Here is a 24,202-nt window from a genome sequence, read left to right as displayed (position 1 = left end):
CCCGCCCCGAGGTTCCGTGCCCCGCACCCCCCTCCGTAACCTTGCTTCCGAGCAAACAGGCGGGGGCACGTGGAACATTCTGAGAGCACCGGCACCGGACTTCTGCTCGCCGGCCGCTATCGGCTGGGCGAGTCCATCGGGCGCGGCGGCATGGGCAAGGTCTGGCGCGCCCATGACGAGGTGCTGCACCGCGTGGTGGCCGTCAAGGAGTTGACGGCGGGCCGGTTCGTGGCGGAGGCCGACCGGCTGGTCCTGCACGCCCGGACGCAGAAGGAGGCGCGTGCCGCGGCCCGGATCACGCACCCGGGGGTGGTGACCGTGCACGACGTCCTGGAGCACGACGACCGCCCGTGGATCGTCATGCAGTACGTGGACGGGCCCTCGCTGGCCGACGCGGCCAAGGAGGCCGGCACCATCGAGCCGCGCGAGGCGGCCAGGATCGGCCTGCACGTCCTGGGCGCGCTGCGGGCCGCGCACGCGGCCGGTGTGCTGCACCGTGACGTGAAGCCCGGCAACGTGCTGCTCGCGCGCGACGGACGCGTCCTGATCACCGATTTCGGGATCGCGGCGATCGAAGGCGATTCGTCCATCACTCGGACGGGTGAACTCGTCGGCTCCATCGACTATCTGGCGCCCGAGCGGGTGCAGGGCGGTGACCCGGGCCCGGCCTCCGACCTGTGGTCCCTGGGCGCCACGCTGTACGCGGCGGTGGAGGGCGGCTCGCCGTTCCGCCGCGGTTCGCCGATCAGCACCATGCAGGCCGTGGTGACGGAGGAGCCGCCGTACCCCGAGAAGGCCGGCCCGCTCGCGCCGGTCATCGTGGCGCTGCTGCGCAAGGACCCGGCGCAGCGCCCGCGTGTGGACGAGGCCGAGCGGATGCTGCTCGACGCGATGGAGGGGCGTTCGCCGCAGGCCGCGCAGGCGTACGTGCCGACGCAGCGCGTCCAGGCGGAGGAGCTGGTCGCCGCCGCCCCCTCGTCGACCGCGCAGCTGCCCACGCCGTACGACGGGTCCACGGCGCCTTCGGAGGCGCCGGCCCGGGGCGCCGGGGCGACGCTGTCCGCCGGGGTGCGGGTGCAGGGCCGGGGCCGGTGGCGCGGTGTGCTGCTCGCGGCCGTGCTGGCGGGTCTGGTGGCCGGTGGCGCGGTGTTCTTCGTGATGACCCGGCCCGACGGGGGCGGGCACGGGGGTGGCGGCAAGGGCACCGGCGCGCCCACCACCGAGAGCGCCAAGAACCCGGTCAAGGGCGGGCTCCCGGTCGGCTGGCACCGGGTCGAGGACCCGGAGGGCTTCAGCCTGCTGGTCCCGGACGGCTGGAAGCGCCAGACGGACGGCGACCAGATCGACTACACGCCGGACGACGGCCGGCACCGCATCCGGATCAGCGTCGACCCGTCGCCGGACTTCGAGAATCCGTACATGCACATGCTCAACGTGGAGAAGAGCCTGGAGAAGCGGCTGCCCGAGTACCAGCGGATCCGGCTGACCCAGAACACCTTCCGTGACCAGGTCGACTCGTGCGTGTGGGAGTTCACCTGGACCGAGCGGAAGACCTTCCCCGGGCCCCGGCACGCGATCGACCAGGTGTACTACGGCGACGACGGCACCGAGTACGCCGTGTACATGTCCTCGCCGGAGGAGAGCTGGAGCCGGACCCGTGAGCAGTTCGACATAGTGAAGAAGTACTGGCGGGCCCCGGGCCCCGACGTAAGCCCCTGATCAGGACTTATGTGCCAGCAAACACTGGCGTGGTTGTGCGTACCCGGTGAAAACGCGTTACTCACGGGTACCCAAAGGCGGGAATGCGGCCTACGCTCGGGCTCATGACGGACTCGCAGGCGCTCACCACAGCGGCCCCCGCCCCCCTCGGTACCAACCCCGTCGCCGCCGCGCCCGCCGGGGCGCGCACGGCCGCCGACGTGGTCACGCCCGCGCTGGTCGCCCGGCTCACCCGCGGGGTCGCGGGCTCCGGCCGTACCGCCAACCACACCCCCTTCACCGGGGCGAAGCTGGCGGATCTGCCCGAGTCCACCCCCGAGGACGTCGCCGAGGCCTTCGCGCGCGCCCGCGCCGCCCAGGGCGCCTGGGCCGCGACCCCGGTCAAGGTCCGCGCGGCCGTGCTGCTCCGCTTCCACGACCTGATCCTCCAGCGCCAGGGCGAGATCCTCGACCTCATCCAGCTGGAGACCGGCAAGGCGCGCCTGCACGGCCACGAGGAGGTGCAGTCGGTCGCCGTCGCCGCCCGCCACTACGGCCGCACGGCCCCCGCGTACCTGCGGCCCAAGCACCACACGGGTGTCGTCCCGACCCTCACCAAGGTCACCGAGCTGCGCCAGCCGCGCGGGGTCGTCGGCCAGATCGCGCCCTGGAACTACCCGCTGGAGCTGTCCGTCGGCGACGCGCTGCCCGCCTTCGTCGCCGGCAACGCCGTCGTGATGAAGCCCGACACCGAGACCGCGCTGACCGCCCTGTGGGCCCGCGACCTGCTCATCGAGGCCGGTCTGCCCGCCGAGGTCTTCCAGGTCGTCATCGGCGAGGGCCCGGTCGTCGGCCCCGAGGTCGTCCGCCACGCCGACTACGTGTCCTTCACCGGCTCCACCCGGACCGGCCGCGAGGTCGCCCAGGGCGCCGCCGCCCGGCTCGTCGGCGTCACCCTGGAGCTCGGCGGCAAGAACGCCATGATCGTCCTCAAGGACGCCGACATCGAGAAGGCCGCCGCCGGCGCCGTCCGCGCCTGCTTCTCCTCCGCCGGCCAGCTCTGCATCTCCATCGAGCGGCTGTACGTCCACGAGTCGATCGCCGACGCCTTCCTGGACCGCTTCGCCGCCCGCACCAAGGCCATGCGGCTCGGCAACTCCCTCGCCTACGGCTCCGACATGGGCTCCCTCGTCGGCGAGCGGCAGCTGGAGACCGTCACCCGGCACGTCGACGAGGCCGTCGCCAAGGGCGCCAATCTGGTCGCCGGCGGCGTCGCCCGCCCCGACATCGGCCCCCTCTTCTACGAGCCGACCATCCTCGACGGCGTCGAGGCCCCGATGGCCGTGTGCACCGAGGAGACCTTCGGACCGGTCGTCTCGATCTACCGCTTCTCCGACGAGGACGAGGTCGTCGAGCGGGCCAACGGCACCCCGTACGGCCTGAACTCCTCCGTGTGGACCACGGACTCCCGCCGCGGCCACGCCATCGCCGCCCGGCTGCGCACCGGCACCGTCAACATCAACGAGGGCTACGCGCCCGCGTACGGCAGCGTCCGCGCCCCCATGGGCGGCATGAAGGACTCCGGCCTCGGCCGCCGCCACGGCTCCGAGGGCATCCTCAAGTTCACCGAGGCGCAGACCGTCGCCCAGCAGCGGCTGATGCCGCTCGCCCCGTCCTTCGGGATGGACGACGAGAAGTACGCGGCCTTCATGAGCACCTCCCTGAAGGTGATGAAGGCCCTCCGCCTGCGCTGACCCGCACCCCGCACCCCGTTCGCCGTCCCGTCTCCGTCCCGTCTTCGTCCCTTCTCCGTCCTTTCGACGTCCCCTTTCGTACGAGGAGAGCCATGACCGCGGTACCCCCTGCCCAGAATCAGGCCGAGGACGGCTCGTCCGACGACGCGTACGACTACGACGTCATCGTCGTCGGCTCCGGTTTCGGCGGGTCGGTCACCGCCCTGCGCCTGACCGAGAAGGGCTACCGGGTCGGCGTCCTGGAGGCCGGCCGCCGCTTCACCCGGGCGACCCTGCCGAAGAACTCCTGGGACCTGAAGAACTTCCTGTGGGCCCCCTCGCTCGGCCTGTACGGCATCCAGCGCATCCACCTGCTCGGCAACGTCATGGTGCTCGCGGGCGCGGGCGTCGGCGGCGGCTCCCTCAACTACGCCAACACCCTCTACGAGCCGCTCGCGCCGTTCTTCGAGGACCCGCAGTGGAAGGACATCACCGACTGGCGGGACGAGCTCACGCCGTACTACGACCAGGCCAAGCGGATGCTGGGCGTCCGGCTCAACCCGACGATGACCCCGTCCGACGTGCACCTCAAGGCCACCGCCCAGGCCATGGGCATCGGCGACACCTTCCACATGGCCCCGGTCGGGGTCTTCTTCGGGGACGGCAAGGACGCGTCGGGCGCGGAGCAGACGAAGGCGAAGCCCGGCGGCGAGGTCGCCGACCCGTACTTCGGCGGCGCGGGCCCCTCCCGCAAGGCCTGCACCGAGTGCGGCGAGTGCATGACCGGCTGCCGTCACGGCGCCAAGAACACCCTCAACGAGAACTACCTCTACCTCGCCGAGAAGGCCGGCGCGGTCGTCCACCCGATGACCTCCGTCGTCGCCCTCACCGAGGACTCGCGCGGCGGCTACGCCGTGAAGACCCTGCCGACCGACAACCGGAAGAAGGGCGCGGGCCGCACCTTCACCGCCCGCCGGGTGGTCGTCGCGGCCGGCACGTACGGCACCCAGACCCTGCTGCACCGCATGAAGGACACCGGTCTGCTGCCCCGGATCACGAACCGGCTCGGCGAGCTCACCCGGACCAACTCGGAGGCGCTGGTCGGCTCGCAGACCACCGACCGCCGCTACCGCAAGCGGCACGGCAAGGACCGGGTCGACTTCACCCAGGGCGTCGCGATCACCTCCTCGATCCACCCGGACGAGAACACCCACATCGAGCCGGTCCGCTACGGCAAGGGCTCCAACTCCATGGGCGGCCTCACCGTCCTCCAGGTGCCCTACGGCGCGCACCGGGTCCGCAACTGGCTCGGCGAGCTGGTCAAGCACCCCGCGCTGGCCCTGCGCTCGCTCTCCAACCGGCGCTGGTCGGAGCGGACCATCATCGGCCTGGTCATGCAGTCCCTGGACAACTCGCTCACCACCTTCCGCAAGCCCGGCGGCCTCGGCAAGGGCCTGCTCACCGCCCGGCAGGGTCACGGCGCGCCCAACCCGACGCAGATCGAGGCGGCCACCCGGGCCGCCGCCCTGATGGCCGAGGAGATCAACGGCTTCGCCGGCTCCAACATCGGCGAACTGATGGGCACCCCGCTCACCGCGCACTTCCTGGGCGGCTGCCCGATCGGCGCGGACGCGGAGTCGGGCGTCATCGACCCGTACCACCGCCTCTACGGGCACCCGGGCATCTCCGTCGTCGACGGCGCGGCCGTCTCCGCCAACCTCGGCGTCAACCCGTCGCTGACGATCACGGCGCAGGCGGAGCGGGCCATGTCGTTCTGGCCGAACAAGGGCGAGGAGGACCCGCGGCCGCGCCAGGGGGAGGCGTACGTACGGCTGGCCGCCGTCGAGCCCAAGTCCCCGGCGGTCCCGGCGGAGGCCTTCGGCGCGCTCAGGCTCCCGTTCCTGGGGATGCCGGCGGTGCCGCCGAAGAAGGCCTGAGGCCGTTCCAGATAAGCGAAGGGGCGCTGCACCCCCCTCCGAGTGCAGCGCCCCTCCAGCTTCTGGGTGGTGCTGCATAGATGACCGGTGACCTGGGGGATTGGTTGTAGCGTTCTCACGAGATCTTTATGTGACGCGCGTCACTTATCCCGGGCCGGACAGCGCAGGGGCCCCGCGTGGCGATTCCGGTCGCGGTCGCGGGGCCCCTGGGGAACGCGGCGCCGGGGGAGTGGAGTGCGCCGCGGAGGAGGAAAGCGGAGGGCGTGGGGGGGAGGGGACGGTGGGGGGTCTCGGGTCGGTCGGCCGGTTGCGGTCGGCCCCGGGCGTCCCCGGGACCGACCGCCCTTTCTGGGTGACCGGACTGCTGTCCCCTGCCGTCCGGTCACATGCGCTGGTGCGAGGTCCCACGACGCACCAGAGGTACGTCACACGCCCCAGCGAAGCCACGCGTGGTCTTGTTCGGGCCCGCCCCTGGCTGGCACGGACAACACGCCCAACGAAGCGGCGCCCGGCCCGGTCACGCGCCGTACGGGTGAGGCCGCGACCGAACTCGGGTGCGGGGGTGCACCCCCGCGTCCGGGGACGCGGTCCGGGGGCGGGTGTCCCGGGCGGGCGTCCCGGGCGGCCCCCAAGCGCTAACCCGCCGGTCAGATGCGGCCGCGGCACAGCTCCAGCATCGTCATCGCGAGCGTGGTGCCCGGCTTGCCCAGCGCGTCGCGGTAGTGGGCGAGGACCTCCATCTCGCGGGCCAGGTTCACCCGGCGCCCGCCGGAGGAGATCCGGGCCTCCTGGATCAGGGCCGAGACGGCCACCCGTTCCTGGATCAGACCGATGATCCGGTCGTCGAGCGTGTCGATGCGCTCCCGGGCGTCGCCGATCAGCGCGGCCGCCTCGTCGGTGCGGGCACCGGTCTTCTCGGTCGGGGTCAGCGGGGTCTGGGGGGTCTGGGGGGTCAGCGGGGTCTGCGTGGCGGCGGACTGGGTGACGGCGGTCTGGGTCACAGCGGTCATGGCGGTCATGGCGGGGCTCCTGCGTGGTGTCGGGGAGGCCCTCGGGCGCTACGGCCCGGAAACGACAGACGCCCCGGGCCTTGTCGGCCCGGGGCGCCTGGGAAGTCGCTTGTCAGTTGCTCAAGCAGCACGACCATGGCAGCCGGTGGGCCGGTTGCCATAGGTAAAGACGTAGGTCATGAGCTTGCGCATGCGGACAGTATGGACCCCTTTGGGTGCCGCGGAGCAATCCGGGTTCGGATGGTGAGACGAAAACCGGCCGCGGCTCGCCGGTAGAATCGACAAATAGCCCCCCTTCGGGGGAACCGCTCCTACCGCCGGAAGGCCGCCGTAGTGTCATCAGCGACCACCGCTGCCGCGCCCGACGTCACCAACCCGGACGTAGTCCTCGTTGTCGACTTCGGCGCCCAGTACGCCCAGCTCATCGCCCGCCGCGTCCGCGAGGCCCGGGTCTACAGCGAGATCGTCCCGTCCACCATGCCGGTGGCCGAGATGCTGGCCAAGAACCCGAAGGCGATCATCCTCTCCGGCGGCCCCTCCTCGGTGTACGCCGAGAACGCCCCGCGCCTCGACCGCGCCCTCTTCGAGGCCGGCGTCCCCGTCTTCGGCATGTGCTACGGCTTCCAGCTGATGGCGACCACCCTCGGTGGCACCGTCGACAACACGGGCGCCCGCGAGTACGGCCGTACGCCGCTGCACGTCTCCAAGGCCGGCTCGACCCTCTTCGAGGGCACCCCGGTCGAGCAGTCGGTGTGGATGTCGCACGGCGACGCCTGCTCCGCCGCCCCCGAGGGCTTCAGCGTCACCGCGTCCACCGACGTGGTGCCCGTCGCCGCCTTCGAGAACGACGAGAAGAAGCTGTACGGCGTCCAGTACCACCCCGAGGTGCTGCACTCCACGCACGGCCAGCAGATCCTGGAGCACTTCCTCTACCGCGGCGCCGGCATCGAGCCCAGCTGGACCACCGGCAACGTCATCGAGGAGCAGGTCGCGGCCATCCGCGCCCAGGTCGGCACCAAGCGCGCCATCTGCGGCCTGTCCGGCGGCGTCGACTCCGCCGTGGCCGCCGCGCTCGTGCAGAAGGCCATCGGCTCGCAGCTCACCTGCGTGTACGTCGACCACGGCCTGATGCGCAAGGGCGAGACCGAGCAGGTCGAGAAGGACTTCGTGGCCGCCACCGGCGCCAACCTGGTCGTCGTCGACGCGCAGGAGCGCTTCCTCGACGCGCTCGCCGGCGTCTCCGACCCGGAGACCAAGCGGAAGATCATCGGCCGCGAGTTCATCCGCGTCTTCGAGCAGGCCCAGCTGGAGATCCTCCAGGAGGAGGGCCCCGAGGTCGCCTTCCTCGTCCAGGGCACGCTCTACCCGGACATCGTCGAGTCCGGCGGCGGCACCGGCACGGCCAACATCAAGTCCCACCACAACGTGGGCGGCCTCCCCGACGACATCGAGTTCGAGCTCGTCGAGCCGCTGCGCCAGCTGTTCAAGGACGAGGTCCGGATGGTCGGCCAGGAACTCGGCCTGCCGGAGGAGATCGTCCAGCGCCAGCCGTTCCCCGGCCCCGGCCTCGGCATCCGCATCGTCGGCGAGGTCACCAAGGAGCGCCTGGACCTGCTGCGCGACGCCGACGCCATCGCCCGCGAGGAGCTGACGGCCGCCGGTCTCGACCGCGAGATCTGGCAGTGCCCGGTCGTGCTGCTCGCCGACGTCCGCTCCGTGGGCGTCCAGGGCGACGGCCGCACCTACGGCCACCCGATCGTGCTGCGTCCGGTCTCCTCCGAGGACGCCATGACCGCGGACTGGTCGCGCCTGCCCTACGAGGTGCTCGCCCGCATCTCGACCCGGATCACCAACGAGGTCGCCGACGTCAACCGCGTCGTCCTCGACGTGACCAGCAAGCCGCCGGGCACCATCGAGTGGGAGTGACCCCTCCCCGTCTGTGAGCGGGCGAGGAGCGACTCCTCCCCGCCGCCCCGCGCGTGAGCGTGTGAGACCGCCGTCCCCGTACGTCAGGGGGCGGCGGTTTCGCTTTGGCCCGTACGGGCTCTGGTGACTTGTGGGAGCGGGCGTTACCTTCCGGCGCATGACCCAGATACCGGTGCCCGTCCCCGTCGAGCAGCTCCATTTCGCCATGCCGCCCGTCCACGCGACGGCCGCCGAGGAGCGCGCCCACCGCAAGCAGCGACTCGCCGCCGCGCTCCGGGTCTTCGGGCGGCTCGGGTACGAGGAGGGGGTCTCCGGGCACATCACCGCCCGCGACCCGGAGCACCCCGACTGCTTCTGGGTGAACCCCTTCGGCGCCCCCTTCGCCGAACTCACCGCGAGCGACCTGATCCTGGTCGACGGCGACGGGCGGGTGGTCCACGGTGCCCACCACGTCAACCAGGCCGCGTTCACCACGCACGCCGAGGTCCACCGGGCCCGGCCCGACGTCGTCGCCGTCGCCCACACCCACTCCGTGCACGGGCGGGCGCTCGCCGCGCTCGGCGAGCTGATCGACCCGATCACCCAGGAGGCCTGCGCCTTCTACCAGGACCACGTCCTCTACGACGCCTACACCGGCGTCACCGTCGACCCCGAGGAGGGCCGCCGGGTCGCGGTCGCCCTGGGCCCCTTCAAGGGGATGGTGCTGCGCAACCACGGGCTGCTCACCGTCGGTTCCACGGTCGACGCGGCGGCCTGGTGGTTCATCGCCATGGAGCGCTGCGCCCAGGTCCAGCTGGCCGCGCGGGCGGCGGGCAAACCGGTCCTGATCGACCACCGGGACGCCGTCGCCACCCGCGAACAGCTCGGCAGTGACCTGGTGGCCTGGATCAACTACCAGCCGCTCTGGCGCCGGATCAGCCGCACGGAGCCCGAACTCCTGTCGTAGAAGGCGTCCTTACGTCAATGTGATGACTCTTCAATCACTCCCGCGCGGGGTGTGCACAGCCCTCCGGGCGCACGGTCGGTGCGGCACAATTCCCAAGAATCAACTACGAGTTGACGAGGACCGGGAAGTGGGCGGCGCCGTGGCGGTGCAAGAGGCGAGACAGTGCGGGGCCGATACGGACGGCGGCGGCTGTCCGCACTGCGAGGGCTCCGGGCACCGGCGTGCCGTCGCCGCCTTCCTCGCCCGGCGCGACGAACTCGCCACGGGCCACGGCGTGCCGGCCGCCCTCGCCCACTCGCCGGTCGCCTCCCGCCAGTGGGTCTCCGACGAACTCGCCCAGTCCGCCCGTACCGTCACCGTCACCGCGCGCGGCCGGGAGGCGGGCGCGGCCCGGCTCGGCCGGGTGCGCCGCGCCACCCTCGGCGTCGTGTGGGGCGCCGTGCTCGCCCTGCTCCTCGGCCAGGCCCTCACCGCCGTCGGCGCGGGCTGGACCGGGACCCGCACGGCCGCGCTCGGGGCCGCCGTCCTGCCCGCCCTCGCCCTCACCGCGGCGGCCGGGCTGCACCGCGACCGGGGCGGTGTCCTCGCCCCGCTCGTCGGCGAGGACCGGCGCTTCTCCACCTCCCGCACCGTCGCCGCCGGCTGGCTCCTCCTCTGCCTCTTCGCCGTGCTCCAGCTCTCCCTCCTGCTGGCCGTCGGGGCCCCCGGGGTGGACCTCGGCCTCCGGCGCGGCGCCGGGCTGCTCACCGTCTTCGCCCTCGTCTCCGGCGTCACCGTCACCGCCCGGCTGATCGTCTCCCTGCGGGTCGCGGCCCGGCGCCTGCAGAAGGTGCGCGCCGACCGGCCGCGCCCCGCCGACCTGCTCTGCGACGACGACGGCCACGCCTGCCTCACCGACGTCCAGTACGTCCTGGTCTCCGGCGCCGTGCTCCTCCTCGCCGCCGTCCGGCTCGGCCGCACCCCCGACCGGCTGCCCGAACTGCCCTGGGCCCTGGTCCTCCTCCTCGCCGTCTCCGCCGCGGTCTACCTCGCCGGCAAGTGCGCGGAGGGCGGCCGGCCCAAGGTCTTCTCGGTGGTCCGGGCCCGCGAGGCGGGCGACCTGGACGCCCCGATCCGGACCGGCGACGACATCGAGATCCGCGGCTCCGGCTTCGTCCCGCCCGGGGCGGCGGGACCCGAGCCGCTGACCCGGCTGGTCGTCCGGATCGGCCCGGTCCACGCCCACGTCCCGCTCGTCCCGGTCCCCGGCGGCTTCGCCAACCCGACCGACACCGCCCTGACCGTGCCCCTCCCCGTCGACGTCGAGCCGGGCCGGGTCGAGGTGTCGGTCGTGACGGCCGCCGGGGTCGAGACCAACCGGGTCACGATCGACGTCGTCGACTGAGCCCCCTGCCCGCGCACAGGGAATCCGGGGAGAATCGTTCCTCGGACCTTGTGGTGCGGACAGTGGCGTGGGGCGTGGAGAGGCGGCCGGAGATGACGGGACGGGCGGACGACGGAACGGGAACGGGATCGGGAACGGGACCGGGAACGACGGGGCCGGGCGGCTCCGGTCGGACCGGTGGCCTCGGCGGCTTGCGCGGATACGGCGGGGGCGGCGGGGACGGCGCCTGGAAGGCGCTCGCCGCCCGTTACGCGCTCGTGCCGCTGCGGATCTTCCTCGGCATCACCTTCATCTACGCCGGCCTCGACAAACTGACCACCTCCGGCTTCCTCGCCGACACCGGCCCCGGCTCGATCGGCGAGGTCATGCGGGGCGTCCGGGACACCTCCGCCCTGCCGGCCCTCGTCGACCTGGCCCTCAAGAGCCCCGTCGGCTTCGGCTACGCCATCGCGCTCGGCGAGCTGCTGGTCGGCCTCGGGACCCTGTTCGGCCTGTACGCCCGGGTCGCCGCGCTCGGCGGGGCGCTGATCTCGCTGAGCCTCTGGCTGACCGTGAGCTGGCAGGTGAACCCGTACTACCTCGGCAACGACCTCGCCTATCTGATGTCCTGGCTTCCGCTGCTGCTCGCCGGGGCCTCCGTGCTCTCGCTCGACGCCCTGCTCTCCGAGCGCCGGCGTATCCCGTAGGCGATCCAGGTCGTGAGCGCGGCGACCACGAGGGCGCCGCCGAGCACCGGGAACACCACGTACCAGGGGACCGACCAGTGGCCGGCCGCGTCGCCCGCGTAGAGCGCCGCGAGGGCGAGCGCGGCGAGGCCCAGGACCAGGCGGCCGGGGCGGAACTCATGAACCAGCACGGATGACCTCCACCTGTCCGAGCCCGACCTTCAGGAAGAGGTCGATGGTGCCGCCCGGGGTGACGCCCGGCGACGGGGGGAACGTCCGGGTCTCGTCGAGGTCCGGGGCGATGTCGATGTCGTCCCGCGAAGGCTGCGGGGACGGGGGCGCCGGGGGCCGGACCGGCTGGTGGGACGCCGGCGGCGCGGGGGAGGCGGGGGCCGTGGACGGCGCCGGGGGCGCCGTGGCCGCCCCCTGGTCCGGCAGCTGGAGGTCGCCGAGGCCCGCCTGGGCCCGCACCTTCAGCGTCACGTTCCTCGGGACGATCACCTTCAGCTGTCCCGCGCCGACCTCGCCCTGCGTCACCACCGTCGTCCCGGCGGGGACGGCCAGGCCCGACAGGTCCAGCGTGCCGACGCCGAGGCCCAGCTCGTAGCGCGGCTGCACGGCCGCGACGCTCGCCGGGCGCCAGGTCTCGCGGATCCACTCGGTCGAGATCTCCTTCGGCAGCGAGGAGGCCGCCGCGAGCAGGCCCGCCGTCACGAGCGTGAGGAACACCGTGCCGAAGCCGGTCCTGCCGATCAGGCTGCTGACGACCAGGCCGAGACCGAACACCGCGAGCGCGGCGACCAGACCGATCTGGAGGCTGGTGCCCAGCGGATGCCCCTGCCACGAGAGCCCCGTGCCGAGCCCGCCCGCCACCAGGGCGAGCAGGAACACCAGACCGCCGATGGACGGCGGACCCGTCCGCACCCGCGTGGAGGGCGTGGGCCGTTCGGGCGCGGCGGGCGGCGGACCCCACGGGCTGCCGGGCGTCGGCCCCGCGCCGCCGGTCGTGCCGTCCTCGTCGAGGGCGCTGTGCGGCCCCCACATGTAGCCGATGGCGACCTTGCCGGTCGAGCCGTCCTTGACGATCGGGTCGCGCCACCAGGACGGGAACTCCACCAGTGGCGGGGCCTTCGTCTCGGGCGGCGCCTCGGCGACCGCGAGCGCGGCGGCCGCGTCTATCCGGCCGCCCTCCTCGGCGGTCGCGGCGACCGAGGGGCGCCGCTGCGACCACACCGCCGCCCCGCTCACCGCGACCGTCAGGACCAGCGCGAACGCCAGCGTCCCGCTGTTGTGCAGCATCGACAGGAAGATGCCGCAGCCCACCAGGGCCGTCAGCACCGCCGTCAGCGAGGAGCCGGACACCCGGCCGGTCAGCAGCCGGCGCCCCTCGCTCTCCTCCTCGCCCGCGAGCGGGACCAGCAGCCACGCGAAGCCGTAGAAGAGCAGTCCGACGCCGCCGGTCACCGCGAGCACGCCGAGCACGACCCGGAAGATCACCGGGTCGAGGTCGAAGTGCCGGCCGAGACCGCCGCACACGCCGGCCACGACCTTGTGCCCGCGCGACCTGCGCAGGGGCGGGGCGGCCTCGGCCGGCGGCGGGGCCTCGGGGGGCGAAGGCATCGAACGCGTCATGGGTCCATGGTGACCGCCCGTGACGCCCGGCGGCACCGGGACCGACCCTGCCTTGACCCTGATCTTCCGCCGGCCCTGGAACCTGCTCCGACCCCGAGACGGTTCCGGGGCCGATATCCGGGCGGACCCTGATGTCCCGGGTGGGCCCGGCGTGTGACGATCAGTGCATGTCCGCAGCCGCCCGTGTCGCAGAGACCGACGAACCGCCCGTCCGCAGGCTCTACCGGAGCGCCGACGGCCGGTGGCTCGGCGGTGTCGCGCGCGGTCTCGCCGGTCATCTCGGGCTGCCGGTGATCTGGGTCCGCGCGTTCTTCGTGGTCCTGCTCCTCACGGACGGTCTGGGCGCGCTGCTGTACGCGGTGTTCTGGATCGTCGTCCCGCTCGGGGTCGGCGGCCGGGCCGCGCCCCGGTCCGTCTTCGAGACCACCGCGGACGGCCGCAGACGCCTCCGCAAGCCCGACAAGGGCCAGGTCTTCGCGCTGATCGCGCTGGCGGTCGGCATCTCCGCGTTCGTCGGCAGCATCAACGTCGACAAGCAGGCCGGGCGCTATGTGTGGCCCTCGCTGCTGATCGGGATCGGAGTCGTCCTCGTCTGGCGGCAGGCGGACAACGCCCGCCGCGCCAGCTGGACCGACACCGGCCACCGCAGACGCGTCCTCCAGCTCGTCCGCGGGCTCGTCGGCGTCGCGCTCGTCGGCACGGGCCTCACGGTCTTCCTCGTGGTCCGCGGCTCCGTCGCCCAGCTCGGCACGGCGCTCACCGCCGCCGTCGCGGTCCTCACCGGCATCGCGCTGCTCGCCGGGCCCTGGCTGGTGCGCATGTCGCAGGACCTCAGCGAGGAGCGCACGCTGCGCATCCGCGCCCAGGAGCGCGCCGAGGTCGCGGCCCACGTCCACGACTCCGTCCTGCACACCCTGACCCTGATCCAGCGCAACGCCGAGGACCCCGGCGAGGTCCGCCGGCTGGCCCGTGCCCAGGAGCGGGAGCTGCGCAACTGGCTGTACAAGCCGGAGGGCACCGGCAAGGAGGAGGACGAGGAGCCGGCCACCGTCGCGGAGGCGGTCAAGCGGGCCGCGGCCGAGGTCGAGGACAAGCACGGCGTGCCGCTGGAGGTCGTGGTCGTCGGCGACTGCCCGCTCGACGAGAAACTGGGCGCGCAGATGCAGGCCGCGCGCGAGGCGATGGTCAACGCCGCCAAGTACGGTGGCGAGGGCGGGGCGGTGCAGGTCTTCGCGGAGGTGGAGGGCCGGACGGTCTTCGTCTCGGTGAAGGACCGCGGCCCGGGCTTCGACCTGGACGCGGTCCCCGACGACCGCATGGGCGTACGAGAATCGATCATCGGCCGGATGCAGCGCAACGGCGGATCGGCGCGGCTGAGGTCCGTGCCGGGCGGGGGCACCGAAGTGGAGCTCGAGATGGAGAGGGCGGACGGATGAGCGACGGGACCGGGACCGGGAGCGGGGTGGCGGAGGGCACGGAGCGCCGGGTGCGGGTCGTGCTCGTCGACGACCACCGGATGTTCCGCACGGGGGTGCAGGCCGAGATCGGCCGGACCGACGTGACGGGCGTCGAGGTGGTCGGCGAGGCCGCGGACGTCGACCAGGCGGTGACGGTGATCACCGCCACCCGCCCCGAGGTCGTCCTGCTCGACGTGCACCTGCCGGGCGGCGGCGGGGTCGAGGTGCTGCGCCGCTGCGCCAGCCTGATGGCGGCGGCCGAGGACCCGGTGCGCTTCCTGGCGCTGTCGGTCTCCGACGCGGCCGAGGACGTCATCGGGGTCATCCGGGGCGGCGCCCGCGGCTATGTCACCAAGACGATCACCGGCACCGACCTGGTCGACTCGATCTTCCGGGTCCAGGAGGGCGACGCCGTCTTCTCCCCGCGCCTCGCGGGCTTCGTCCTCGACGCCTTCGCCTCGACGGACGCGCCGCCGGTCGACGAGGACCTGGACCGGCTGACCCAGCGGGAGCGCGAGGTGCTGCGGCTGATCGCCCGCGGCTACGCGTACAAGGAGATCGCGAAGCAGCTCTTCATCTCGGTGAAGACGGTCGAGTCCCACGTCTCGGCGGTGCTGCGCAAACTGCAGCTCTCCAACCGGCACGAGCTGACCCGCTGGGCGACCGCCCGCCGGCTGGTCTAGGGCCTGACGGTCATCCCACCCGGGTCGCGCCCGCGAACGGCATCTCGTCGATGGGGGCGATCCGGACCGGGGCGCCCGGCCGGGGGGCGTGGATCATCTGCCCGCCGCCGATGTAGAGCCCGACATGGCTGATCCCGGAGTAGAAGAAGACCAGGTCGCCCGGGGCCAGCTCGGAGCGGGAGACCCGGCGGCCGGCGTTGATCTGGGTGTAGGTGGTGCGCGGCAGCGAGACCCCGGCCGCGCGCCAGGCCGCCTGGGTGAGCCCGGAGCAGTCGTAGGCGGAGGGCCCGGTCGCTCCCCAGACGTAGGGCTTGCCCAGCTGGGCCTGGGCGAAGGCGATGGCCTCGACCGCGCGCGCGTCGGGTGCCGTGATCGGCCCGCGGATCGCCGAGGAGCGGTCGGCCCTGGCCATCGTCGCGGAGCCGCCGGAGGCCCCGTCGCCGTGCCCGCCGGCGGCGACGGCCGCCTCGTAACGGGCCCGTTCCTCGGCGGTGAGCCGGGCGAGCAGCGTCCGCGCGGCGTTCAGCTTCCCCTGCACGGTCGCCTTCTGGCGCCGCAGCTCCGCCTCCTGCGTCCGCAGCTCCCGCAGCCGGGCCTCGGACTCGCCGCGCAGCCTCTGTACGGCCCCGAGCTCACGCCGTACGGCGGTGACGGCGGCGGCCTGCCGGTTCCCGGCCTTCTCGGCCAGCGAGGCCCGCTCCAGGTACTGGTCGGGGTCGGAGGTGAGGGCGAGCTGGAGGGCGGGGTCGAGCCCGCCGGAGCGGTACTGCGCGGCGGCGACGGCGCCCAGCGCGTCCCGGTACCGGTTCAGCCGCTCGGTCCTGCGGGCCGCCTCGTCGCGCAGCCGGTCGAAGGCCGCGCGTGCCCGGCCCGCCTTTTCCTTCGCCCCGTTGTACTTCTCGGTGGCGGCCTCGGCCTGCTCGTAGAGCCGGTCGACCTCGGACGTGACCTGCGCGGGGGTGGGCCGCGGCGCGGCGTGCCCGGACCCCTCGAAGACGGTCGCGGTCGCCGCGGAGGCGAGGGCCAGCGTGACGGCCGTGCGGGCCGCCTGGCCGCCGAGGGGGGACTGCTTGGGCTTGCGGTGCGCTGCCACGAGGGCGGGTCACATCCTCTCCCTGTGGGGGACGCTGCCCGCCGGGGCCGGCGACGGTCCGCACAGGGGGACGGACCGCCGCCGGTCTTTCTCGGCGGGGGCGACCGGCAGCCGCCGCGGTGGCGGAGGTGGGGAGCCGGCCACCTGGGGCAGGACGCTAAACCTGGCCGCCGTACGGCTGCGGGGAGTTGACCGCTATTGGCATCAGTTGATGCTTTCCGACCGTTCCCGTTCGCCCTGGGAAGGGGTCGGGCGGCGCTCGCGGCGCCTGCTGACCGAAGCCCGGGACAAGGTGGACCCGGCCGGAGGCCGGTGCTATGGCCCGGTTAGGCTCCGCCTCATGGACGCCCTCATCAATGTCTTCGTCGCCCTGCACATCATCGGGATCGCCAGCCTCCTCGGCGGCTTCCTCACCCAGATGAAGGCGATGGGCACGGGCACCGCCCGCTTCGTGCCGGCGATGCTGCACGGCGCCCTGACGATGCTCGTCACCGGCGTCGCCCTCGTCGGGCTCAACCAGGCCGACGACCACACGGTCAACAACCTCAAGGTCGGCATCAAGCTGGCGATCCTCGTGGTGATCCTCGGCCTGGTCTACGTGAAGCGCGACGAGGAGAAGGTCGACAAGGCCGTCTTCGGCGCCGTCGGCGGCCTCACCATGGCGAACATCTTCATCGCGACCCTCTGGGTCTGATCCGGAGGCGGTCCCGGATGCCCCGTCAGACCGGGCGCACCGAGCCGTAGATCGGCATGTAGTAGATCGACTCCTCGCGCACGTACGCGCCCGGCTTCGGCGCGTGGATCATCTTCCCGCCGCCGATGTAGATCCCCACGTGGCTGATGTCGTCGTAGAAGAAGACGAGGTCGCCGGGGAGCAGGTCCGTCGTGGACACGCGGGTGCCGACCTTCACCTGGTCCCAGGTGGTCCGGGGCAGGTCGACGCCGGCCGCGCGCCAGGCGGCCTGGGTCAGGCCGGAGCAGTCGTACGAGCTCGGGCCCGTCGCCCCCCAGACGTACGGCTTGCCGATCTGGGCGCGGGCGAACGCCAGCGCCTGCTCGGCCTTGGCCGCGTACGAGGAGCCCGACGGCGGCGGCGGGGGTGCGGGTGTCGTCGGGGCCGGCTTCGTCGCGGCCCGGCGCCGTCGCTCGGCAGCCTCCGCCTTGGCCCGTTCCTCCGCCTTGCGGCGCGCCTCGGCCTCCCGCTTGCGCTCCAGCTCCGCCAGCCGGGCCTTCTCCTCGGCCGTCAGCCGCGCGAGCAGCGTCCGCGCCTCCGCCAGCTTGCCCTGTACCGCGCGCCTGCTGGTCCGCAGCGCCGTCTGCGAGGCGGTCAGCTCCGTCAGGCTCCGGGTCGCCCGTGCCCGCTGCCCGGCCGCGGCGGCGCGCTGCGTTTCGTACGCGGCGATCGCGGTGCGCTGCCGGTCCGAGAGGCGGTCCATGAGGTGCGACTGGTCGAAGTAGTCCTGCGGGCTGTCCGCGAAGATCAGGGTGGCGGTCGGGCCGACGGCGCCCGCGCGGTACTGGGCCGCCGCGTACGAGCCGAGGGCGCGGCGCGAGACGTTGATCGTCTCCGTGCGGCGGGCCACGTCGTCGAGGAGCCGGCCGACCTCGTGCCGCTTGCGGTCGGTGGCCTCCTTGGCGCGGTCGTACTCCTGGGTGGCCGTGCCGGCCTCCTGGTACAGCCGGTCGACCTTCGCGCGGACCTCCTCGACCGTCGGCCGGGGCTCCGCCGGCGCGGCGGGCGGGCCCGGGGCGGCCAGGGCGCTCTGCGCGGACAGCAGGGTGACGGAGGCGAGGGCGGCCGTCGTGACGCCGACGGCGGGGGAGTGGGGGCGGGTGGTGCGCGGCTTGCGGTGGGACGCCAAGACCGGCATCTCCTTCCGTGGACGCCGAGGGGCACCGACGGCCGTGGGGCGTGACCGGGGGGCCGGGGGTGGCCGGGGGCCGGGGGGCGCCGGCGTTCGGCGTGGGCCGCCCGCTCGGCGCGGTTCGCCGACGGTGGGGAGAGCGGGGGACGGGCTGCTTGGGCGTGCACGCTAGCGAGCCGTGGGGCGGCTGGGAAGGCCGGTGTTCGATATGCCCGATACATTTCCGTGACCTGGTGCCCGGCCGGCCGGGACGCTCACCCTCCGCGCTTTCCCGGTCACTTCCGGAGGTGGCGGCGGACTGTCGGTCCGGCGTCCTAGACTCGGGAGGCGATGAGCAGCCTCTTTGACGACAGCTTCCTGGCCGGCCTCCAGAACCACTCCTCGGAGGAGCCCCCGCCCCCGCCCGAGGACCACGAGCCCGGTGCCCCGGCCGCGGAGGAGGTCCCGCACGCCCTCTTCGGGGAGGACTGGGACACGCCCCCGCCCGAGCGGGACGCGTACTACCGCGACGGTGCCCACCGGCCCGTCGTGGACGCCGCCGCGCTCCTGGACGGGCTCAACGAGCAGCAGCGCGCCGCCGTCGTGCACACGGACACCCCGCTGCTCATCGTCGCGGGCGCCGGCTCCGGCAAGACCCGGGTGCTCACCCACCGCATCGCCCACCTCCTGGGCACCCGGCACGTCCACCCCGGGCAGATACTGGCGATCACCTTCACCAACAAGGCCGCCGGTGAGATGAAGGAGCGGGTCGAGCAGCTCGTCGGCCCGCGCGCCAACGCCATGTGGGTCATGACCTTCCACAGCGCGTGCGTGCGGATCCTGCGCCGCGAGTCGAAGAAGCTGGGCTTCACCTCGTCCTTCTCGATCTACGACGCCGCCGACTCCAAGCGCCTGATGGCGCTGGTCTGCCGCGACCTGGACCTCGACCCGAAGAAGTTCCCGCCGAAGTCCTTCAGCGCCAAGATCTCCAACCTGAAGAACGAGCTGATCGACGAGGAGACCTTCGCCGACCAGGCCGCGGACGGCTTTGAGAAGACGCTCGCCGAGGCGTACCGGATGTACCAGTCCCGGCTGCGCGAGGCCAACGCGCTGGACTTCGACGACATCATCATGACGACGGTCCACCTGCTCCAGGCCTTCCCGGACGTCGCCGAGCACTACCGCCGCCGCTTCCGTCACGTCCTCGTCGACGAGTACCAGGACACCAACCACGCCCAGTACACCCTGGTCCGCGAGCTCGTCGGCACCGGGTACGAGGACCTCGGCCCGGCCGAGCTGTGCGTGGTCGGCGACGCCGACCAGTCGATCTACGCCTTCCGCGGCGCGACCATCCGCAACATCCTCCAGTTCGAGGAGGACTACCCGGACGCCACCACGATCCTGCTGGAGCAGAACTACCGCTCCACCCAGACGATCCTCTCCGCCGCCAACGCGGTCATCGAGCGCAACGAGTCCCGCCGCCCGAAGAACCTGTGGACCAACGCGGGCGCCGGCGCGCAGATCACCGGCTACGTCGCGGACACCGAGCACGACGAGGCGCAGTTCGTCGCCGACGAGATCGACCGGCTCACGGACACCGGCGCGGCCAAGGCCGGCGACGTCGCCGTCTTCTACCGCACCAACGCCCAGTCCCGCGTCTTCGAAGAGATCTTCATCCGCGTCGGACTGCCCTACAAGGTCGTCGGCGGCGTGCGCTTCTACGAGCGCAAGGAGGTCCGTGACGTCCTCGCCTACCTGCGCGTCCTCGCCAACCCCGAGGACACCGTGCCGCTGCGCCGCATCCTCAACGTCCCCAAGCGGGGCATCGGCGAGCGCGCCGAGGCGATGATCGACGCCCTCTCCCTGCGCGAGAAGATCACCTTCCCGCAGGCGCTGAAGCGCGTCGACGAGGCGTACGGGATGGCGGCCCGCTCCTCCAACGCCGTCAAGCGCTTCAACACGCTCATGGAGGAGCTGCGCACCATCGCCGAGTCGGGCGCCGGCCCGGCCGTCGTCCTGGAAGCCGTCCTGGAGCGGACGGGGTACCTGGCGGAGCTCCAGGCCTCCACCGACCCGCAGGACGAGACCCGCATCGAGAACCTTCAGGAACTCGCGGCGGTGGCCCTGGAGTTCGAGCAGGAGCGCGGTGAAGAGCCCGCCACCCTCGCCGAGTTCCTGGAGAAGGTCGCCCTCGTCGCCGACTCCGACCAGATCCCCGACGAGGACGAGGACGGCTCCGGGGTCATCACCCTGATGACCCTGCACACCGCCAAGGGCCTGGAGTTCCCGGTGGTGTTCCTCACCGGCATGGAGGACGGCGTCTTCCCGCACATGCGCGCGCTCGGCCAGACCAAGGAGCTGGAGGAGGAGCGCCGCCTCGCCTACGTGGGCATCACCCGCGCCCGCGAGCGGCTCTACCTCACCCGCTCCTCGATGCGCAGCGCCTGGGGCCAGCCCTCGTACAACCCGGCCTCGCGCTTCCTGGAGGAGATCCCCGCCACGTATCTGGAGTGGAAGCGGACCGGCCCGATGGCCAAGCCCGCCGGGCCGACCTCGGGGATCACCTCCTCGCTGTCCTCCTCGCGCTCCCGCTCCGGCCCCTCGGGCTTCGCCACCCGGCGGACGAGCGACAAGCCGGTGATCTCGCTCCAGGTCGGCGACCGGGTCACCCACGACCAGTTCGGCCTGGGCACGGTCATGGCGGTGACGGGCGTGGGCGCGGACGCCCAGGCGACGATCGACTTCGGCGACGAGAAGCCGAAGCGGCTCCTGCTGCGGTACGCGCCGGTCGAGAAGCTGTAGGGCGGACACCTCGGCCCAGCGAGAAGGGCCCCGGCCGGATGTCGGCGGGGGCCCTTTCTCTTACGCGTACGCGGGTGGTGTCAGCTGGTCGGGTCGAGACCGCGGCTGAGCAGCCAGGGCAGCGGGTCGATCGCCACGCCGCCGTTCGGCCGGACCTCGAAGTGGAGGTGCGGGCCGGTGGAGTTGCCGGAGTTGCCGGAGTACGCGATGACCTCGCCGGCCTTGACCTTGCCGGAGCGGATCTTGGTGCTGCTGAGGTGGCAGTACCAGGTCTCCGTGCCGTCCTCCATGGTCACGATCGCCATGTTGCCGTAGGCGCTGTTCCACTGGGTGCGCACGGTGCCGTCGGTCGCGGCCATCACCGGAGTGCCGTACTGCACCGGGAAGTCGATGCCCGTGTGCACGGACATCCAGTTGACGCCGGACTGGCCGAAGCGGGCGCTGAGCTGGTGCAGCTTGACCGGGAGCAGGAACTTCGGCCGCAGGGCCTCCTTGCGGGCCGCCTCCTCCTCGCGCTTCTTCTTCTCCGTCTCCTGGCGCAGCCGCAGGTCGATGCGCTCCTGGGTGCGGCTGGCGCGGTCGCCGAAGTCGCGGGCGTCGGCGCTGAGCGCGGCGAGCTGGGTGTCCAGCTTGCTGTTGGCGGCGACCTGCTTGACGGAGGCCGGGTCGGCGGCGGCGAGGGACGTCGTGTCGTCCTTCGTGTCCGCGCCCGGGTCGGTGAGCCCGCCGACCGAGGCGGCGGCGATGCCGGCGACGCCCATCACGCAGGCGGACGGGACGGCGACCGTGAGGAGCGCGGACCGCTTGGCGGGCGTACGGCGCCGGCCGCGGCTGCCGCCGCCGGAGGAGCGGCGCGCGGGGCGGGCGGCGACGGGCGGAAGCTCGTCGGCGGCGCCCTCGGGGAGGACTTCGAGGCCGATCATCGTCTCGGCGTCGTGGAAGGCGTGGAACTCCGGCTCCGGCTCCACCCCGGTCTCCGCCTCCGCCTCCGCGTCCACGTCCGCGTCGGCCTCGTGACCGAGGTCGTACGCGGCGACCTGCACGGTCTCGGAGTACGCGGGGTACGCGTCGAAGTCGAACTCGGCGGTGTGCTCGGGGCCCGGCGTGTACTGCTGGGGGACGACCGGCTCGGGCGTCTCGGCCTGGTTCCAGGCGGTCGCCGCGGCCGTGTCGGTCATGGCGGCCATGCCATAGGCGCCGGTCTCGAACCCGGGCGTCGTCCACTGCCCGGTGGTGTCGTACGAGGCGAAGGCCGCGGCCTCGTACGGGCCGGTCTGCTGGGCCTCGGTCCAGGCGGTGGCGTCCCACTGGCCGGTGGTGGTGTACGAGCCGCAGGAGCCGGTGTCCCACTGGCCGGAGTGGCCGCTCGGGTCGGTGTGGCCGCCCTGGTCGGTGTGACCGGCGTAGCCGCCGTACCCGTTCGGGTCGGGGTGCGCGGTGTACTCGGGCTGCCCGGCGTAATCGGTGTGCCCGGTGTACTCGGTGTGACCTGCGTGGCTGGTGTGGCCGCTGTACTCGGCGTACTCGCCGTACGTGCTCTGACCTGCGCTGTGACCTGCTGCGTAACCGGCGTCGTAGGCGCCGAACAGGGGGTCGACGGTGAAGCTCCCGGTGGTCTGGGTGGCGTCCGTGACGTACCCGGCGTGGGGGTGCTGGTCGTTCACCAACTTCTCTCTCGCCTCGGCAGCAGGGGGGTCAAGCAGTGGCGTGACTGTACCCGGCGGTATGCGCGCCCGACAATCTTCCGCGGGTTTCGAGCCGCCAGGAAACGGGCAATCGGCCGTCTTTCGGCGGGTAGCGGAGAGAGCTTTGGCCCTGTGTTCGAGAAGCGTTCGAAGGGTGGGGTTCGGCGGGCGTCCGTCAGGCCACGGAGCTCGCCCCGGGCGCGGCGCCCGCGGCCCCGGCGGCCGGGCCGTCGTCGTCCAGCGCGTCGAGGATGCCGGCCGCGACCGTCGGGTGCACCGGCAGCGCGAGATGGCCGATTCCGCTCACCCGCACGTTGTGCACGATCAGGTCCGGATGGTCGAGGCGGGCCGTCTCGACCGGCACCATCACCTGGTCCAGCTCGCTCCAGAAGCTCACGAAGCGGGTACGGACGCCCGGCGCGGGCCCGGCCAGCTCGCGCAGCACCTCCGAACCCGGCCGCATCTGGCGCACCAGCGGGTGCGCGTCGGCCAGCGGCACGAAGGTGGTGCCGGAGTGCGGGGTGCCCAGCATGACCAGCGTGCGCACCCGGGCGTCACCGCCGAGCCGCTGTACGTAATAGCGGGCGATCAGACCGCCCAGGCTGTGGCCCACGAGGTCGACCTCCGTGTGGCCGGTCCGGGCCTGGATCTCCGCCACCCGGCGCCCGAGCAGCTCCGCGGCGGTCCGCAGGTCGCCGGTCAGCGGGGAGTAGTTGAGCGACTCGACACAGTCACGGCCGTGCCGGGCCAGGGCCCGGCGGAGCAGGACGAAGACCGAGCGGTTGTCGACGAAACCGTGCAGCAGCACGACCGGGCGGCTGGTTGCGGCTCCCTCGGCGCTCCCGGGGCCCTCGGCGGGCCCGGTGGCGGCCGCGCGGCGCGGGTGACGTTCGGCGACCAGCCCGGAGGGGTAGAGGACCAGATGTCCGGCGAGGACCGCCAGCTCCAGGGCGGCGGCCTTCACGCGGTCGGCGACGTCGGTCGGGGTGAACTCCATCGTCGGCCTCCGTCCCGGGACGAAGGTGCGCCGCACCTCCGTGCCGTGCGGCTGGCGGCGCGGTGATACGGCGACCCCGTGGCGACTCCTCCGCGGGGCGAACGATGTCCCACGTGTGATTTCCCCCTCGCTGTCCACCGCGAAACGGCCGCTTGCGGGATGCTGGCGATAACGTTCGTTCACTTTCCCGCGGCCAGGCGCGGGGGTCGCATGTGGAGGCACTGATGGGTGTGACCGGTCCGATTCGAGTGGTGGTGGCCAAGCCGGGTCTCGACGGCCACGATCGCGGGGCCAAGGTGATCGCGCGGGCGCTGCGCGACGCCGGCATGGAGGTCATCTACACCGGGCTCCACCAGACGCCCGAGCAGATCGTGGACACCGCGATCCAGGAGGACGCCGACGCGATCGGCCTCTCCATCCTCTCGGGCGCGCACAACACGCTGTTCGTGAAGGTGCTGGAGCTGCTGAAGGAGCGCGACGCGGAGGACATCAAGGTCTTCGGCGGCGGCATCATCCCCGAGGCGGACATCGCGCCGCTGAAGGAGAAGGGCGTGGCCGAGATCTTCACCCCGGGCGCGACGACCGGCTCCATCGTGGAGTGGGTCAACGCGAACGTCCGCGTGGCGGCGTAACACCGCCGACGGAACCGACGGAACCGACGGAACCGAGGACCCGAGGGCCCGGGGCGGGCGGCGCGTGGGACGCGCCGC

At 72.9% G+C, this 24,202-nt stretch carries 19 protein-coding genes; 12 read left to right on the top strand and 7 right to left on the bottom strand.

The features are described 5' to 3' along the window. The first annotated feature begins 69 nt into the window (after positions 1 to 69). The 3 genes from ACZ3ZE_RS16340 to ACZ3ZE_RS16330 all read left to right on the top strand — a co-directional run bounded on the left by ACZ3ZE_RS16340 (position 70) and on the right by ACZ3ZE_RS16330 (position 5,368). Positions 70 to 1,719 (top strand): serine/threonine-protein kinase, encoded by a 1,650-nt coding sequence (locus ACZ3ZE_RS16340; protein ID WP_361621456.1) that lies wholly within the window; start codon positions 70 to 72, stop codon positions 1,717 to 1,719. Positions 1,720 to 1,823: 104 nt separating this feature from the next. Beyond that, positions 1,824 to 3,452 carry a succinic semialdehyde dehydrogenase gene (locus tag ACZ3ZE_RS16335; RefSeq protein ID WP_467259517.1) on the top strand — a complete coding sequence of 543 codons (1,629 nt, stop codon included), beginning with the start codon at positions 1,824 to 1,826 and terminating at the stop codon, positions 3,450 to 3,452. 92 nt (positions 3,453 to 3,544) lie between these two features. After that, positions 3,545 to 5,368: a GMC family oxidoreductase gene (locus ACZ3ZE_RS16330; protein ID WP_361166200.1), complete on the top strand. Its 1,824-nt coding sequence runs from the start codon at positions 3,545 to 3,547 to the stop codon at positions 5,366 to 5,368. A gap of 647 nt (positions 5,369 to 6,015) precedes the next feature. Here the strand turns inward: ACZ3ZE_RS16330 and ACZ3ZE_RS16325 are convergent. Beyond that, complete coding sequence (locus ACZ3ZE_RS16325; RefSeq protein ID WP_467259514.1) at positions 6,016 to 6,387, bottom strand: chorismate mutase; 372 nt, start codon at positions 6,385 to 6,387, stop codon at positions 6,016 to 6,018. A gap of 324 nt (positions 6,388 to 6,711) precedes the next feature. On the opposite strand from ACZ3ZE_RS16325, the gene guaA reads away from it, so the two are divergent. The 4 genes from guaA (at position 6,712) to ACZ3ZE_RS16305 (ending at position 11,320) form a co-directional block, all read left to right on the top strand. Further along, the gene (gene guaA / locus ACZ3ZE_RS16320; RefSeq protein WP_361166206.1) at positions 6,712 to 8,304 is read left to right on the top strand and encodes a glutamine-hydrolyzing GMP synthase; all 1,593 of its coding nucleotides are present in this window, start codon (positions 6,712 to 6,714) and stop codon (positions 8,302 to 8,304) included. A 157-nt stretch (positions 8,305 to 8,461) separates the two neighbouring features. Further along, positions 8,462 to 9,250: a class II aldolase/adducin family protein gene (locus tag ACZ3ZE_RS16315; RefSeq protein WP_361166209.1), complete on the top strand. Its 789-nt coding sequence runs from the start codon at positions 8,462 to 8,464 to the stop codon at positions 9,248 to 9,250. A 139-nt stretch (positions 9,251 to 9,389) separates the two neighbouring features. Then, positions 9,390 to 10,634, top strand: a complete 1,245-nt coding sequence (locus tag ACZ3ZE_RS16310) for a hypothetical protein (protein WP_467259512.1) — start codon at positions 9,390 to 9,392, stop codon at positions 10,632 to 10,634. A 191-nt stretch (positions 10,635 to 10,825) separates the two neighbouring features. Next, positions 10,826 to 11,320, top strand: a complete 495-nt coding sequence (locus ACZ3ZE_RS16305; RefSeq protein ID WP_361166212.1) for a DoxX family protein — start codon at positions 10,826 to 10,828, stop codon at positions 11,318 to 11,320. Here ACZ3ZE_RS16305 and ACZ3ZE_RS16300 read toward each other — a convergent pair. Together ACZ3ZE_RS16300 and ACZ3ZE_RS16295 are read right to left on the bottom strand one after the other, a co-directional pair. Further along, positions 11,230 to 11,490 (bottom strand): hypothetical protein, encoded by a 261-nt coding sequence (locus tag ACZ3ZE_RS16300; RefSeq protein ID WP_467259510.1) that lies wholly within the window; start codon positions 11,488 to 11,490, stop codon positions 11,230 to 11,232. The genes ACZ3ZE_RS16305 and ACZ3ZE_RS16300 overlap by 91 nt on opposite strands. Next, positions 11,477 to 12,931: a PspC domain-containing protein gene (locus ACZ3ZE_RS16295; RefSeq protein ID WP_467259507.1), complete on the bottom strand. Its 1,455-nt coding sequence runs from the start codon at positions 12,929 to 12,931 to the stop codon at positions 11,477 to 11,479. The genes ACZ3ZE_RS16300 and ACZ3ZE_RS16295 overlap by 14 nt, the downstream gene beginning before the upstream one ends. 167 nt (positions 12,932 to 13,098) lie before the next feature. Between ACZ3ZE_RS16295 and ACZ3ZE_RS16290 the strand changes: the two genes are divergently transcribed. Together ACZ3ZE_RS16290 and ACZ3ZE_RS16285 are read left to right on the top strand one after the other, a co-directional pair. Continuing rightward, on the top strand, positions 13,099 to 14,367 hold the full coding sequence (locus tag ACZ3ZE_RS16290) for a PspC domain-containing protein (RefSeq protein ID WP_361166221.1): 1,269 nt from the start codon (positions 13,099 to 13,101) through the stop codon (positions 14,365 to 14,367). Next, positions 14,364 to 15,071: a LuxR C-terminal-related transcriptional regulator gene (locus tag ACZ3ZE_RS16285; protein WP_467259504.1), complete on the top strand. Its 708-nt coding sequence runs from the start codon at positions 14,364 to 14,366 to the stop codon at positions 15,069 to 15,071. Before ACZ3ZE_RS16290 ends, ACZ3ZE_RS16285 begins: the two co-directional genes overlap by 4 nt. A 10-nt stretch (positions 15,072 to 15,081) precedes the next feature. Here the strand turns inward: ACZ3ZE_RS16285 and ACZ3ZE_RS16280 are convergent, their stop codons facing one another. Next, positions 15,082 to 16,164, bottom strand: coding sequence for a C40 family peptidase (locus tag ACZ3ZE_RS16280; RefSeq protein WP_361166227.1), 1,083 nt, complete (start codon positions 16,162 to 16,164; stop codon positions 15,082 to 15,084). A 340-nt stretch (positions 16,165 to 16,504) separates the two neighbouring features. On the opposite strand from ACZ3ZE_RS16280, the gene ACZ3ZE_RS16275 reads away from it, so the two are divergent. Beyond that, the gene (locus ACZ3ZE_RS16275; protein ID WP_361166230.1) at positions 16,505 to 16,858 is read left to right on the top strand and encodes a hypothetical protein; all 354 of its coding nucleotides are present in this window, start codon (positions 16,505 to 16,507) and stop codon (positions 16,856 to 16,858) included. A gap of 25 nt (positions 16,859 to 16,883) precedes the next feature. Here ACZ3ZE_RS16275 and ACZ3ZE_RS16270 read toward each other — a convergent pair whose 3' ends face one another. Beyond that, the gene (locus ACZ3ZE_RS16270; protein ID WP_363292302.1) at positions 16,884 to 18,035 is read right to left on the bottom strand and encodes a C40 family peptidase; all 1,152 of its coding nucleotides are present in this window, start codon (positions 18,033 to 18,035) and stop codon (positions 16,884 to 16,886) included. 324 nt (positions 18,036 to 18,359) lie between these two features. Between ACZ3ZE_RS16270 and pcrA the strand changes: the two genes are divergently transcribed. After that, on the top strand, positions 18,360 to 20,810 hold the full coding sequence (pcrA, locus tag ACZ3ZE_RS16265) for a DNA helicase PcrA (RefSeq protein ID WP_361166236.1): 2,451 nt from the start codon (positions 18,360 to 18,362) through the stop codon (positions 20,808 to 20,810). 80 nt (positions 20,811 to 20,890) lie between these two features. Here pcrA and ACZ3ZE_RS16260 read toward each other — a convergent pair whose 3' ends face one another. Both ACZ3ZE_RS16260 and ACZ3ZE_RS16255 read right to left on the bottom strand, forming a co-directional pair. Beyond that, positions 20,891 to 22,477, bottom strand: a complete 1,587-nt coding sequence (locus tag ACZ3ZE_RS16260; RefSeq protein WP_467259501.1) for a M23 family metallopeptidase — start codon at positions 22,475 to 22,477, stop codon at positions 20,891 to 20,893. A 193-nt stretch (positions 22,478 to 22,670) separates the two neighbouring features. Then, positions 22,671 to 23,492 carry an esterase/lipase family protein gene (locus ACZ3ZE_RS16255; protein ID WP_467259499.1) on the bottom strand — a complete coding sequence of 274 codons (822 nt, stop codon included), beginning with the start codon at positions 23,490 to 23,492 and terminating at the stop codon, positions 22,671 to 22,673. Between the two features lie 224 nt (positions 23,493 to 23,716). Here ACZ3ZE_RS16255 and ACZ3ZE_RS16250 point away from each other — a divergent pair, with 224 nt between their 5' ends. Then, positions 23,717 to 24,124, top strand: coding sequence for a cobalamin B12-binding domain-containing protein (locus tag ACZ3ZE_RS16250; RefSeq protein WP_046911951.1), 408 nt, complete (start codon positions 23,717 to 23,719; stop codon positions 24,122 to 24,124). Positions 24,125 to 24,202 lie beyond the last annotated feature (78 nt).

The sequence above is a fragment of the Streptomyces sp. NPDC023157 genome (assembly GCF_055560575.1).
This window is presented reverse-complemented; position numbering and strand designations above follow the sequence as displayed.

Bases quoted from the DNA above. Each gene is read 5' to 3' on its own strand.
- ACZ3ZE_RS16335 (WP_467259517.1), top strand. From the start codon at position 1,824: ATGACGGACTCGCAGGCGCTCACCACAGCGGCCCCCGCCCCCCTCGGT.
- ACZ3ZE_RS16330 (WP_361166200.1), top strand. From the start codon at position 3,545: ATGACCGCGGTACCCCCTGCCCAGAATCAGGCCGAGGACGGCTCGTCC.
- ACZ3ZE_RS16325 (WP_467259514.1), bottom strand. From the start codon at position 6,387: ATGACCGCCATGACCGCTGTGACCCAGACCGCCGTCACCCAGTCCGCC.
- ACZ3ZE_RS16315 (WP_361166209.1), top strand. From the start codon at position 8,462: ATGACCCAGATACCGGTGCCCGTCCCCGTCGAGCAGCTCCATTTCGCC.
- ACZ3ZE_RS16295 (WP_467259507.1), bottom strand. From the start codon at position 12,931: ATGACGCGTTCGATGCCTTCGCCCCCCGAGGCCCCGCCGCCGGCCGAG.
- ACZ3ZE_RS16290 (WP_361166221.1), top strand. From the start codon at position 13,099: ATGTCCGCAGCCGCCCGTGTCGCAGAGACCGACGAACCGCCCGTCCGC.
- ACZ3ZE_RS16285 (WP_467259504.1), top strand. From the start codon at position 14,364: ATGAGCGACGGGACCGGGACCGGGAGCGGGGTGGCGGAGGGCACGGAG.
- ACZ3ZE_RS16275 (WP_361166230.1), top strand. From the start codon at position 16,505: ATGGACGCCCTCATCAATGTCTTCGTCGCCCTGCACATCATCGGGATC.
- ACZ3ZE_RS16270 (WP_363292302.1), bottom strand. From the start codon at position 18,035: ATGCCGGTCTTGGCGTCCCACCGCAAGCCGCGCACCACCCGCCCCCAC.
- pcrA (WP_361166236.1), top strand. From the start codon at position 18,360: ATGAGCAGCCTCTTTGACGACAGCTTCCTGGCCGGCCTCCAGAACCAC.
- ACZ3ZE_RS16255 (WP_467259499.1), bottom strand. From the start codon at position 23,492: ATGGAGTTCACCCCGACCGACGTCGCCGACCGCGTGAAGGCCGCCGCC.
- ACZ3ZE_RS16250 (WP_046911951.1), top strand. From the start codon at position 23,717: ATGGGTGTGACCGGTCCGATTCGAGTGGTGGTGGCCAAGCCGGGTCTC.